The organism is Candidatus Binataceae bacterium (genome assembly GCA_035308025.1).
Lineage (GTDB): Bacteria > Desulfobacterota > Binatia > Binatales > Binataceae > JAJPHI01.
Genome location: DATGHL010000055.1, coordinates 1 through 12710 on the forward strand (window position 1 = coordinate 1; position 12710 = coordinate 12710).

Genomic DNA, 12710 nt, shown 5'->3' on the forward strand with positions numbered 1-12710 from the left:
CCCGTGAACTCGAGGACGCCATCCGCCGTTATCTCGAAATCAACAACCGGCATCCCAAACCCTTCATCTGGACCAAAACCGCCGACCAAATCCTCGACTCCGTCGCTCGATTTTGTAAACGTTCTTTAGACTCAGGACACTAGCGCCCTGTCGCACAAATGTCAGTTACTGCTAACTGCCAAGCCCCGTAGTGTCATTCTTGTATGTTGAATGTGCTAACGAAGAGGCCCCTGGGACGGGAGACCGGCTCGATGCCGTGGCAGAGGCGGTAGCGGCCACGCTCAAGGCGTTGGCAACGCGCCACCGCCAGTTGCGCGGGATGCTGGTGGCCGAGAACCATCAGTGCCTGCGCGCGGCCACAGAGGTGCGCAAGGGCATCGTGCAGCATATCAAGCGGCTCAAACGCGCGGCGTTATGCGCGAGATAGATCCGCATTGTTGATGGCAGCCAAAATCCGCAGCTTAGCGGACACCGTTGTCGCAATGAGGCCCATGGTATCTGGCGGCGGTTTTCACTCACGGTCAATCCAGGCGCACTGGATCGTATCGGAGGACAATTTCAAAGATTTCCAGAGGAAACCGTTGCGATTTGTCACGAATCTGACAGTTAGCCGCCCGAACCCCTTTGCTCCGCTGCGTGAGATCTTGAAAATGATGATCTATCCGCGGCCGCGATCCTTAAACTTTGCAGAACGGACCGGCGATACCGAAGGAGGTATGTGAAGTGATTGTTTCAACGAAAAAATGGTGGCGGCCGTGACGGGTGGGCTGATGCTCGCGATGGCCTACACTCCCGTATTTGCCGCTTCGGCAACCGATACGTCGGCGACGACCCAATCGGCGATGGGCGCGACTTTCAGACCATTCACTGGTCGGCTTTTTGAGCCCGGTGCTGGCCAACGTGGGACCCCATCAAGCGCAGAAGGCCTGCAACCGGACTCGCTCTACTCGCAGCACAGCGTGGTGGGCGACCCGCAGGCCTGCTTCGTCAGCCGTTTTGATGCGCGCGCCGGAGCGATTAATCAGAGAGTGGCTGGAATTCCTTAACTGATCGAACGCGTTCAAGGGTGGCGGGTGCAGCTAAGCTGTATCCACCACTGAATTTCACCTTTAGATTCACCCCCAACATACAAACAGGATCAGTCATTCTTCACGGCGACGCCGTTGATATGCGGCGGCTCCGCAGGAATTAGCTTATCTTCGAGGCAGTTCTGACGATCCTCGATCTCCTCGAGACGCACGCCGAGTTGATTCAGTTTGTCGACCAGTCCGGTGAGCGCGCGCGCCACCGGATCAGGCAGGCGCGCGTGATCGAGCTGCGCGACCTCCTGATGAGTGCTCTCGCCTTCGATGACCTTGCCGGGGATTCCCACGATCGTCGACCAGGGCGGCGCCGACGTGACGACGACCGCGCCCGCGCCAATCCGGCTGCCGGTCCCGATTCGCACGGGTCCGATTACCGACGCGCCGGCGCTGATCATGACCTGGTTTTCGATGGTCGGATGGCGCTTCTCCTTCTTCAGGCTGGTGCCGCCCAGTGTAACGCCCTGGTACATCAGAACGTCGTCGCCAATCTCGGCAGTCTCTCCGATCACCACGCCCATCCCGTGATCGATAAAGAAACGCCGGCCAATCGTCGCCCCAGGATGAATTTCGACTCCGGTGATAAACCGCGAAACCTCGCTAACGAGGCGTCCGACGAGCTTGAGGTCGCGGCGCCAGAGCCAGTGGGCGACGCGGTGGAACCAGATGGCGTGCAGGCCGGGATAGGCGAGCACGATTTCGAGCGTGGTGCGGGCCGCCGGGTCATGCTGAAAGACGGCGGAAATGTCCTCACGCATACGTGCAATCAGGCTCATGGCTGCCTCCGCGTAAAATGGGCGGGCTAGGGCTTTGCCGCCGCATCGGTGCGCCGGACCTCGCGGCGCGGCTTGACCTTGGATACTAACCCGTTTGTGCGCGCGCCGTTGCCTTTGATGCTCTTCGTCGCGGCGGTGCGGCCGATGCGCGGCTTCACACTGTCCTTATGCAACTTGAACTCGATCGAATCAACCAGCGCCTGCCAGCTCGCATCGACGACGTTGCCCGACAGTCCGACGGTGCCCCACTGGCGTGCGCCGTCGGTGGACTCGATCAGCACGCGCACGCGCGCGCCAGTACCCACGCCATCGTCGAGCACGCGCACCTTGTAATCAACGAGCTGCATCCGCTCGAGCCCCGGATAATACTTGACCAGCGCGCTGCGCAGCGCCGAATCGAGGGCGTTGACGGGACCGTTGCCAATCGCCGAAGTCCGCGTGCGCACGCCGTCCGGGCCTTCGATTACGACCACGGCCTCGCTGAATGGCGCCTGGTCTTCGTGCCACTTATCGTCGAAGACGCGGAAGCTGACGAAATTGAAATGGTCATGCGCGAGCCCGAGCTTGCGCAGCATCAGCAATTCGAACGAGCCGTCGGCGCCGTCGAAGGTGTAGCCCAAGCCTTCGAGCCGCTTGAGCTCCTCGAGCAGCAGATCGATCTGCTCCTTGCCGAGTTCAGCGCCCAGGCCGAATTCGCGGGTCTTGTAGAGGATATTCGCGCGGCCCGAGAGTTCGGAGAGCAGCACCCGCCGATCATTGCCGACCAGCGCCGGATCGATATGCTCGTAGGTCTGCACGTTGCGCTGAATCCCCGAGACGTGCAATCCCGCCTTATGCGCGAAGGCGCTGCGGCCGACGTAAGCCTGGCGCGGATGAGGCGTGATGTTCGCCAGCTCGTAGACCAGCCGCGAGGTCTCACTCAGCATCTTGAGCCGCGCCGGCGGGATACATTCGTAGCCCAGCTTGAGCTGCAGGTTGGCGATGACCGAGATCAGGTTGGCGTTCCCGCAGCGCTCACCGAGGCCGTTGATCGTCCCCTGCACCTGGGTCGCGCCGTGCTGCACTCCGGCGAGCGTATTGGCGACGGCCGACTCGGCGTCGTTGTGACAATGGATTCCGAGCGGACTCGCCACCGCCGCCCGAGCCGCGGCCACGCTCGCGCCGATCTCGCCCGGCAGGCGTCCGCCGTTGGTATCGCACAGGCATATCAGATCCACGCCCGCGGCTTCGACCGCGCGGATACAGGCGAGCGCGTATTCGGGATTCAGCGCATAGCCGTCGAAGAAATGCTCGGCGTCGAAGATCACTTCGTCGAGGTTCCGCTTCAGGTAGGCGATGGTGTCGTGGAGAATTTCGAGATTCGCCTTGAGGGGGATGCGCAGGGCGTCGCGGACGTGCAAGTCCCAGGTCTTGCCGACGACGCAGGCGGCCGAGGTTCCCGCGCGCAAAATCAGTTGCAGGTTCCGATCCGCTGCAGCCTTGACGCCGTGACGCCGCGTCGCGCCGAAGGCCACGACGCGCGCGTGGCGCAGGCGAATCCGTTTGACCTCGGTGAAAAAGGCCGCATCGCGCGGATTCGAGCCCGGCCAGCCGCCTTCGATATAATCGATCCCTAGCTCGTCGAGGCGCTCGGCGATACGCAGCTTGTCCTCGACCGTCAGCGAGACGTCCTCGGATTGGCAGCCGTCGCGCAGGGTGGTGTCGTAAACCTGGATTTTTTTTGCTTCCGTCATTGAGTTAAACACGCGCTACAAATTCTGTTTTTTATCTGAACGCAACTCGCAGACTTCCTTCGGCTTCGCTCAGGACAGGCTGCCATGCCCGGCTTCACTTCGTTGCGCCTGGCGCATCCAAAAAAGCATCGTGCAGCGAACGCATCGCCAGCTCGCCATATTTCGCATTGACGATCACCGAGACCTTGATCTCGGAGGTCGCGATCATTTCGATATTAATCGCCTCGGCCGCCAAGACCTTAAACATCCGCGCCGCGACGCCCGCATGGGTCCGCATCCCGACGCCGACGATCGAGACCTTCGCCACCTGATCGTCATAGCGCACGGCGGCCGCGCCGATCTCGTCAGCAATAAGCTTTATCAGATCGAGCGCGCGACGCAGATCGCTTTTGCCGACCGTGAAGGTCAGGTCGGCGCGTCCGTCCAGGCCGGCATTCTGAATAATCATGTCGACGACGACACCGGCGTCGGCGATCGGGCCGAAAATCCGCGCCGCCAGCCCGGGCCGATCCTCGACCCCGGCCAGCGTAATCTTGCTCTGGTTCTGATCGAGCGTGACGCCCGAAACCAAAAGGTCCTCCATCGCCTTGTCCTCCTCGCCGACCCAGGTGCCGCCGCTATCCTCAGCGAAGCTCGAGCGCACCACCAGCGGCACGTTGAAGCGCCGCGCCAGCTCGACCGAGCGGAGCTGCAAAACCTTGGCGCCCAGCCCGGCCATTTCGAGCATCTCGTCATAGGAGACGCGATCGAGGCGGCGCGCCCGCGCACAGATATTGGGATCGGCCGTATAGACCCCGTCCACGTCAGTATAGATCTCGCAGGCATCGGCCTGGAGCGCTGCGGCCAGCGCCACGGCAGTCAGATCGGAGGCGCCGCGGCCGAGCGTCGTGATATCGCCGTCTGCGTCAATCCCCTGATAGCCGGCGACCACGGCGACGTTACCGCCTTCGAGCGCGGCGCGCAGACGGCTGCCGTCGATCGACTTGATTCGCGCCGCGCCGTGACGCGAGTCCGTGATTAGTTTTAGCTGATAGGCGAGAAAAGATACCGTCGGACAACCCAGCGCCCGCAAACGGATCGCCACGAGAGCCGCCGAAACCTGTTCACCCGTCGCGACCAGAACGTCGGTCTCGCGCGCATTCGGCGCGTCGCTCAACTGCTCCGAGAGCGCAAACAGCCGGTTGGTCTCACCCGCCATCGCAGAGACCACCACGACCAGCTGATCGCCCTTCGCGCGCGCCCGGACGATACGATCGGCCACCGCCTTGATCCGTTCGACCGAGCCGACCGAGGTCCCGCCGTATTTTTGCACCACCAGCGCCATGTATTACCGTTCGTTCCGTCCCGAAGCTGAAACGCTAATTATGCGTGGAAACGCTCGCTCGAACTAGATGCCCCGCGCGCTGGTAGGGTCCTGCTCACGTGGTAGGCTGCAAGAAAATGAGCATTGTCTATGGAAAAGCTGGAACTAATAATCGCCCTCATTGAGGATTCATTGTCAAAGGCTCGCCAATAGGGCCGAAAACCTTTCTATCCGGCTCTGCCGCGCCCGCAAACGAAAGGGAACCGCGTCTCTTTCGGGCTATAAAATTAGCCGATGATCGAACTAATCGGCGATTCGGCTGGTGCGCGCGGTCAGGCGTTCGACGATACTCTGGTAGCGTTCGCCGACGGCAACAAAAGTAATCGTGCGGCGATTGGCGCCCGCGTAGCCGATACTGATCGAGAGGCGGCTCAACTCCTGCGCCTCGCTCAGGCGCTCGAACCACTCGACGGCGGCGACCGCCTCCGAAAAGAGATACTCGCGCAAGCCGAGGTCGTCGAGCCGCACGGTTTCCAGCCGGTAGAGATCGATGTGATACAGCGGCAGCCGCCCGCGATGCTCCTGGATTATCGTAAAGGTCGGACTCAGAATCTGCTCCTCGGGCAGGCTCAAGCCGCGCGCCAGCCCCTTGATAAAGCAGGTTTTGCCTGCGCCAAGATCGCCGATGAAAGCAATCAGCTCGCCACCCTCGAGCAGCGCCGCGAGCCGCCTTCCCCAGGCCTTGGTCTCGCGCGGCGAAGCGCTCTCGACGATGAGCTGAGCAGCCGGCATCGGCACTATCTCACAATCGCGTCGAACGCGCCCGGCAACTCGGTGGCGACGTCACCGGCGAGGTAGCCGAAGCGGCCAACGCGGCTTGCCAACCGATCGGCAGCGTAGCCATGGACGAAGACCCCGAGCATCAGGGCGGCATCGGCGGCGACTCCCTGGGCCAGCAGCGCGCCGACAACTCCCGAGAGCACGTCACCCATCCCGCCGGTCGCCATCCCGGGATTCCCGCTGGAATTGACGCTGACAACTCCGTCTGAACTAACCATCACCGAGCGTGTCCCTTTGAGGAGACTATTGGCGCCCGTCGCTTCCGCGAGTTTGCGCGCGGCGCCGATGCGATCGGCATTGACCGCCGCAGTGGTCGTACCGAGCAGCCGCGCCATTTCTCCCGGATGAGGCGTCAGGACGACGGGACCACGGGCGCGCCTGACCTCACTTAACCCCATCGCGGCGAGATTGTTCAAGCCGTCGGCGTCGATCAACAAGGGCCGGCGCGGCGCTGCGCTTTCGCGAATCAACCAGCGGATCAGCTCGCGCGAGTCATCATTCACGCCGATTCCTGGCCCCGCGATCAATGCATGCTTGCCTTCAATCAGATCGGCGAGCTGGGCGATCGTCTCTGGGGCTGCAAAGTGGCCGTCGCGATCGGGCATCGCCTCGGTCATCAGCTCGGCCTGCGCGCCCGCGACGATCGCCGCGACGCTTTCGGGAATCGCGGCGGTGACCAGGCCCGCGCCGCTGTGCAGCGCGCCGCACGCGGCGAGGATCGCAGCGCCCGCCTTGCCCCGGCCGCCCGCGACAATCAAGGCATGACCGTAGGTGCCCTTGTGCGAATCGGCCGCGCGCGGCCCGATCAACGTCGCGGCGTCCGCGAGTTCGATCAGCCGTCCCGCAGGCTTGAGCTCCGCCAGCGCGAGCGCCGAAAAACCGATATCCACGATCTCGAGTTCGCCGCACAGCGCCGCCCCCGGATTCGAGACGTGAGCATATTTTGCGTAGCCGAAGGTCACGCTTCGCGCCGCCTTTACTGCGGCGCCCATCACCGCGCCGGTGTCCGCGTTGAGACCCGAGGGCAGATCGACCGCTACGATCGGCCGGCCGAGCCGATTGACGAGATCGATCACCTCGCGCATTAAGCCACGCACTTCGGCGTTAAGTCCGGTGCCGAGGAGCGCGTCGATCAGCACGCCGCAGCCTTCGCGAGCGATCGCGTCGGCGTCCGCGACCTCGAGGACGCGGCCGCCCGCGGCGACGTATTCTGCGCGTGCGCGGGCGGCGTCGCCGCGCAAATCTCCCGCGCGCGCAAGCATCGCGACGCGGACCTCTGCGCCTTCGTCGCGGAGCTTGCGCGCCGCGACGAAGCCGTCACCGGCGTTGTTGCCTTTGCCCGCGACCACCAAAACGCCCGATCCCATCGCGTCGGAGAAATGGCGCGCGACCGCGCGCGCAACCGCCTCGCCCGCGCGCGTCATCAGGGTGAACGAAGGGATGCCGTATTTCGACGAACTCAAGCGATCGAGCTCGCGGCTCTCCGCTGCCGACAGAATAATCATCGGCGCGGTGGGTTAAGCAGGCGCCCCATCTCATGCACCGCCCGCTCCATCCCGACGATTACCGCGCGTGCGACGATCGCATGGCCGATATGCGCCCACACGACGCCAGGTAGCGCGGCGACCGGATGCACATTCAGATAGTTGAGGCCGTGACCGACGTTGGGCTTGAGCTTGAGCGCTTGCGCCTGCTTGATAGCCGCGCGCAGTTTATCCAATTCGGTTCGGGCGGCTTCATCCAACTGTTCATGCGCGCCGCGCGATGAATTCCGCGGGGCGGTCTTTCCCTTCCGGCTGGAAGGCATCGCAGTTCGGGCCAGCGCCGATGCGGCTATAGCGGCGTCGGCGAGATTCGCGTAGCTGCCGGTATGCAGTTCGACGAACTGTGCGCCGAGCGCCGCCGCGGCAGCGACCTGCTCCGGTTCGGGATCGATGAACAGACTGACCTTGATCGCATCGCGCCGGAGACGGTCGATCAGTGGCGCGAGCCGCTCCTTGAGTCCGGCCACGTCCAAGCCGCCCTCGGTGGTCAGCTCTGCGCGACGCTCGGGCACCAAGCAGACTTCATCCGGACGGAGTTCCAAAGCGATCGCGGTCATTTCCTCGGTCGGCGCCATCTCCTGGTTCAGATGGATACTTACGGCTCGGCGGATATTGAAGAGGTCGCGGTCCTGAATATGCCGCCGGTCCTCACGGAGATGGACCGTAATCGCGGCCGCGCCGGCGCGCGCTGCGGCTTTGGCCGCCTCGGCCGGATCGGGATAAGCCGCACCGCGCGCCTGCCGCAGGGTCGCGACGTGATCGACATTGACGCCCAGCTTGATCATCGACGTAAGGCTGTGCTCGGCTCGACCGAATCGGGATAAACCACGCCGCCCGGCTTAGGCGCCGATATGGCGGCGGATCGTCTCCGCGATCTCGTCGGCGATTTCGCCAACCGGCGCGGGCGCCTGGCCCTCGACCATCACGCGCGCCAGCAGCTCAGTACCGGAGTAGCGCACCAGCAGCCGCCCGACGCCGTCGAGGCGGCGTTGTGCGGTCGCGATAGCGCCGTCAACCTCGGCCATCTGCGCAAACGGGACACGCGCCCGCACCGTGACGTTGCGCAAAATCTGCGGCACCCGCTGCATGATCCGCATCGTGCTGAGCGGACGTCGCGCCTCGACCATCCGCGTCAGCACCAGCAGCGCCGTGATGAGTCCGTCGCCGGTGGTCGAATGATCCATGAAGATGATATGGCCCGACGGTTCGCCGCCCAGATTGTACGAGTTGAGGCGCATCTCCTGCACGACCGCGGGATCGCCAACATCGGTGCGCACCAGCTTCGCACCATGCCGCGCCAGCGCCGCTTCGAGCCCGAAGTTACTCATCACGGTGCCGACCACAGTGTTGTGCTTGAGTTGTCCGGCGGCGGCCATCTGCGCGCCCAGCAACGCCACCACGTCGTCGCCATCAAAGACTTCGCCGCGTTCGTCAATCAGCATCGCGCGATCGCCGTCGCCATCCAGCGCAATCCCGACGTGCGCATCCGATCTCCGCACCGCCGCGCAAATCGCTTCGAGATGAGTCGCGCCGCAGTTGTCGTTGATATTGACGCCGTTGGGCTCGACCCCGAGCGCGATCACCTCGGCGCCCAGCTCTTCAAGCACCTCCGGCCCGACCTTGTAGGCGGCGCCATTGGCGCAGTCGAGCACGATCTTCAAACCCTCGAAGGTCAGGCCGCGCGGTACGCAGGTCTTGAGAAACACCAGGTAGCGCCCGATCGCGTCGTCGATTCGCGTCGCCTTACCGATATCTCCGGCGGCCGCGCGATGACTCGCGAGCGCGGCGTCGTCAAAGACCAAATCCTCAATACGGGCTTCCGTCGCATCGTCGAGCTTAAAGCCCTCGCGCGAAAAAAACTTGATGCCGTTATCGGCAAAGGGGTTGTGCGACGCCGAAATCACGACGCCCGCATCGGCGCGCATCCCCTGCGTGAGGAACGCGATCGCGGGCGTCGGCAGCGGCCCCACCAGCAAGACATCCGCGCCCATCGAGCAGATTCCCGAGGCGATCGCGGTCTCCAGCATGTAACCCGAGAGCCGCGTATCCTTACCGACCAGAATCCGCCGATGGCGTCCGTTGGCGTGCTTGAAGACAAACGCCAGCGCCCGCCCCAGCCGCAGCGCGGTCTCTGAGGTTATCGGCTCAACGTTGGCGGTGCCGCGGATGCCGTCGGTGCCGAAAAGTCTTTGCGGTCCCCGGTTCAACCTGGCGCGCTCCGCGGATGACGGAACACTCGGAGTCTAACCTTGTCGGCCGACTGATGCACCAATTCGACCCCTTCCGGCAACTCCACCTGAAGCGGCACGGCATAGATGCCGGGCGCCATGCCGCCGGCGTCGATCGCGACCGCATTCGTCAAATCGATTTGCGCCAGCCGCAGCACGGGACCGCGCAGAGTAACATTGATCTGTTCGGGCTGGACCTTCCAGGTATAGCCGCAATTGCGTACCCGCACCGGCACCGAGCGAAACTCCTTGTCCGCGATCACTTCGCTCACTGTGATCGCCACGGCCGCTTCCGGTGGATCGATCCGGGTTGCGCCGGCCGGCACTTCCAGCGGCACCTCGCGTGACAGATTGCCGGTCGCGCCGCCGAGATCAATCGCCTCGCTCGCGACCTCTGCAATCTGCGCGATTTGCTTGCTCGGACCTTTGACCGTTGCCGTGCGCGGGTTCACGTCGACCGAGGTCACATGATAACCGTCGGCGACCGTGCCGCTGGTCACAATCCGCACCGGCACACTGCGCATGACCATCCGATCGAGATCCAGCACAATCTGTGACGGCGAGACACTGACCACGGTGGTTTTGCGCAGGACGTTGAAGCTGTCCGGGCCGATCTTGAACATCATCTGACCGACCCCGGCGCCGGCCAGATTCAGTCTGAGCGTCAAGCGGTTCGGCTGGATCAGTGATAGCAGAGTGCGCGGACCGGAAACCTCGATACTGACGCTCGTTGGATGAGGATCGGCGATCATAAAATGGGGCGGCAAGCCGCGATAGCTGATCGGTACGGTGAAGGATTGCTGCGCGTTACGCTCACCCGCATTGACGAAGAGCCAGAGCCCGATCGCCATCATGAGCGATATCACCCGCAATCCGGTGTTGCGCCGGATAGCCGTCCCCAGCCCGCGCCCCAAGTAACGGTCCCTGAGTGCGAGCGGTCGCGTAAAGCCGTCACGAGCAACGTCCGGCAGACTCTTGCGTGCTGGATTCGACATCCCGGCTCGCTCCGCGTGCCCGTCTAAGCGGGCAGCCTCCGCAGCGCTTCGATCAGTTGCGGCCCCTTGAGGTCCCGTTCAAGCGCGCCGCCGTGCGCGAGCGAGATGGTGCCGTCCTCTTCGGAAACTACGATCACCGCCGCATCGCTGTTTTCCGTCAACCCGATCGCCGCCCGATGACGTGTGCCCAGCGTCAGGCTGACATTGGGATTGGTCGATAACGGCAACAGGCAGGCCGCCGCCACCACCTGATCGCCCTTGATGATCACTGCGCCGTCGTGCAGCGGCGACCCGCGCATAAAAATCGTCTCGATCAACTCCGGAGATAACCGCCCCTGAATCAAGCGACCGGTTTCGACCACGTCCTGCAGACCAACGTCGCGTTCAAGCACCACCAGCGCGCCAATCCGCCGCGCCGCCAGCCACGCCGTGACCGTCGCCAGCTCCTGCGCGACACTCGCGACATCATAGCGCAAGCCAAAAAAGGAGCGAGTGCCGACACCGGTCAGCGCGCGGCGGATGTCAGCCTGGAAGATCACCACCAAAATGATCATAACCGAGCCGAGAAAATTGTTCAGCAGCCAATTCAGCGTAAACAAACCCAACAGTTGCGAAGCCACGAACGCCGCCGCGATAATTCCCAGCCCCACCACCATCTGCATCGTGCGCGTGCCGCGAATCAGCAGCGCGATCCGATAGATCATGTAGGCCACGATCAGGATGTCCACCCCATCCTGCCAGCGCGGCTCGGGTATCACCTGAAGAAAGTTGTGCATCAGGGTCACGCGCCCGCGCGTCGCACCGCCTCGACCATCCGGATCACCGCCGCGGCGTCTGCGGCTTCATGCACGCGGAGAATCGACGCGCCGCCGGCGAGCGCCAGCGCATGGACCGCGGCGTTGCCCGCCCGCATGTCGGCCGCGCTTTCGCCCGCGATCGCGCGCACAAAGCGCTTGCGCGACGCGCCAATCAACAGCGGGTAACCCAGCCTGCACAGCCGCGCGAGACTACCGAGCAACTCGAGATTATGGTGGGCGTTTTTGGCGAAGCCGAGCCCGGGATCAATGATAATCCTGCGCGCCCGGATTCCTGCCGCGAGCGCAAACCGCACGCGTTCGCACAGAAAGCGCACGACCTCGTCTGTGACATTGCCGTAGCGCGCGTATTTCGCGTGATTTTCCACACTCCCGCGCATGTGCATCAGCACGACCGCGCAGCCGGACTGCGCCGCCAGCGGCGCCATCGCCGCGTCCGCCGCCAGTGCACTTACATCGTTGATCATTACCGCATCACGCTCCAGCGCGACCCGCGCAATTTCAGCTTTGCGCGTATCGATCGAAAACGGAATCCGCAGACGGCGCCGCAATAATTCGAGCACCGGTACGACGCGCGCCAGTTCGGCTTCGACGGTCAACGCGCGCGCGCCGGCCGGCCGCGTCGATTCTCCCCCCACATCGATTATCGCCGCGCCCTCCGCCTCCAGCCGCAGCGCCTGCTCAAGCGCCCGCTCCGGCTCCATGAAGCAACCGCCGTCCGAGAACGAATCCGGTGTGACATTCAGCACGCCCATCACCGCCGGCAACGCGATCGAGCGGCCGTCATGCAGCAAGATCCGCCGCGCACCGGACTCCCTCGCCGCGACGCGGTCAGCGGGCCGAGGCTTTCTCGTCAACTGCCGCACTGGCCGGCGATCCGACGCCGCCGGCGTGCCGGTGACGGGCCTGCATCAACCACGCGCCGACGATCACGGCGATCAGCGCCGTCACCAGCGCCGGTCCGGTCCAGTTGCGACGCTTGCGCCGATCCATTTCGATTGGCTCGAGGCTGCGCGGCGTCGGCGTGTTGTCGGCGCGCTGGACCTCGCGCACGAAGCGCATCGCAATCTCTTCCGGGTCGAGGTCGAGAAACCTCGCGTAGCGGCGCATAAACGGCAGCATGTAAAGCTGATCGGAGATCATCGAGTAATCGTTGTTCTCCATCATGCGCACGTAATGTTCCGGGATTCGGGTGTCCCGCACCACGTCGTCGCGCGAAGCCCCGCGGACCTCACGTACGCGCGTCAGAAAACCACCCAGGCTAGGCCGGTCACTCTCGGCTTGGCCGCTGCTGCCTGATGAGACCGCCACAGGTTCTGCGCTCTTTTCGCTCACACTCGAGCCCTCCCCGCCAAAACCGCACCCTCGTCGGAAACTTTAGTCCGATTGGCGCG

12 protein-coding genes are annotated in these 12710 nt (G+C 63.8%); 1 reads left to right on the top strand and 11 read right to left on the bottom strand.

The window, feature by feature from the left end; all coding sequences use genetic code 11:
• The first annotated feature begins 256 nt into the window (after nucleotides 1-256).
• A complete protein-coding gene (locus tag VKS22_17280; GenBank protein ID HLW72359.1) occupies nucleotides 257-427 on the top strand; it encodes a hypothetical protein in 171 nt (56 codons plus the stop codon).
• Between the two features lie 711 nt (nucleotides 428-1138).
• Here VKS22_17280 and epsC read toward each other — a convergent pair.
• From epsC to VKS22_17335, 11 genes are all read right to left on the bottom strand, one after another.
• Entirely contained in the window at nucleotides 1139-1858 is a 720-nt protein-coding gene (epsC, locus tag VKS22_17285) for a serine O-acetyltransferase EpsC (protein HLW72360.1), read from the bottom strand.
• Nucleotides 1859-1884: 26 nt separating this feature from the next.
• Nucleotides 1885-3591: a citramalate synthase gene (cimA, locus tag VKS22_17290; protein ID HLW72361.1), complete on the bottom strand. Its 1707-nt coding sequence runs from the start codon at nucleotides 3589-3591 to the stop codon at nucleotides 1885-1887.
• Nucleotides 3592-3685: 94 nt separating this feature from the next.
• Nucleotides 3686-4915 (bottom strand): aspartate kinase, encoded by a 1230-nt coding sequence (locus VKS22_17295; GenBank protein HLW72362.1) that lies wholly within the window; start codon nucleotides 4913-4915, stop codon nucleotides 3686-3688.
• Between the two features lie 282 nt (nucleotides 4916-5197).
• Entirely contained in the window at nucleotides 5198-5686 is a 489-nt protein-coding gene (gene tsaE, locus VKS22_17300) for a tRNA (adenosine(37)-N6)-threonylcarbamoyltransferase complex ATPase subunit type 1 TsaE (GenBank protein HLW72363.1), read from the bottom strand.
• Between the two features lie 5 nt (nucleotides 5687-5691).
• Nucleotides 5692-7239, bottom strand: a complete 1548-nt coding sequence (locus VKS22_17305; GenBank protein ID HLW72364.1) for an NAD(P)H-hydrate dehydratase — start codon at nucleotides 7237-7239, stop codon at nucleotides 5692-5694.
• Entirely contained in the window at nucleotides 7236-8063 is an 828-nt protein-coding gene (locus VKS22_17310) for a pyridoxine 5'-phosphate synthase (GenBank protein ID HLW72365.1), read from the bottom strand. The genes VKS22_17305 and VKS22_17310 overlap by 4 nt, the downstream gene beginning before the upstream one ends.
• 54 nt (nucleotides 8064-8117) lie before the next feature.
• Entirely contained in the window at nucleotides 8118-9485 is a 1368-nt protein-coding gene (gene glmM / locus VKS22_17315; GenBank protein HLW72366.1) for a phosphoglucosamine mutase, read from the bottom strand.
• Nucleotides 9482-10501, bottom strand: coding sequence for a CdaR family protein (locus VKS22_17320; protein ID HLW72367.1), 1020 nt, complete (start codon nucleotides 10499-10501; stop codon nucleotides 9482-9484). The genes glmM and VKS22_17320 overlap by 4 nt, the downstream gene beginning before the upstream one ends.
• 23 nt (nucleotides 10502-10524) lie before the next feature.
• Complete coding sequence (gene cdaA / locus VKS22_17325) at nucleotides 10525-11277, bottom strand: diadenylate cyclase CdaA (GenBank protein ID HLW72368.1); 753 nt, start codon at nucleotides 11275-11277, stop codon at nucleotides 10525-10527.
• A gap of 5 nt (nucleotides 11278-11282) precedes the next feature.
• On the bottom strand, nucleotides 11283-12110 hold the full coding sequence (folP, locus tag VKS22_17330) for a dihydropteroate synthase (GenBank protein HLW72369.1): 828 nt from the start codon (nucleotides 12108-12110) through the stop codon (nucleotides 11283-11285).
• 37 nt (nucleotides 12111-12147) lie between these two features.
• Nucleotides 12148-12627 (bottom strand): helix-turn-helix domain-containing protein, encoded by a 480-nt coding sequence (locus VKS22_17335; GenBank protein ID HLW72370.1) that lies wholly within the window; start codon nucleotides 12625-12627, stop codon nucleotides 12148-12150.
• Nucleotides 12628-12710: the final 83 nt, after the last annotated feature.

Bases quoted from the DNA above. Each gene is read 5' to 3' on its own strand.
- VKS22_17310 (HLW72365.1), bottom strand. From the start codon at position 8,063: ATGATCAAGCTGGGCGTCAATGTCGATCACGTCGCGACCCTGCGGCAG.
- tsaE (HLW72363.1), bottom strand. From the start codon at position 5,686: ATGCCGGCTGCTCAGCTCATCGTCGAGAGCGCTTCGCCGCGCGAGACC.
- VKS22_17320 (HLW72367.1), bottom strand. From the start codon at position 10,501: ATGTCGAATCCAGCACGCAAGAGTCTGCCGGACGTTGCTCGTGACGGC.
- epsC (HLW72360.1), bottom strand. From the start codon at position 1,858: ATGAGCCTGATTGCACGTATGCGTGAGGACATTTCCGCCGTCTTTCAG.
- VKS22_17305 (HLW72364.1), bottom strand. From the start codon at position 7,239: ATGATTATTCTGTCGGCAGCGGAGAGCCGCGAGCTCGATCGCTTGAGT.
- cdaA (HLW72368.1), bottom strand. From the start codon at position 11,277: ATGCACAACTTTCTTCAGGTGATACCCGAGCCGCGCTGGCAGGATGGG.
- VKS22_17295 (HLW72362.1), bottom strand. From the start codon at position 4,915: ATGGCGCTGGTGGTGCAAAAATACGGCGGGACCTCGGTCGGCTCGGTC.
- cimA (HLW72361.1), bottom strand. From the start codon at position 3,591: ATGACGGAAGCAAAAAAAATCCAGGTTTACGACACCACCCTGCGCGAC.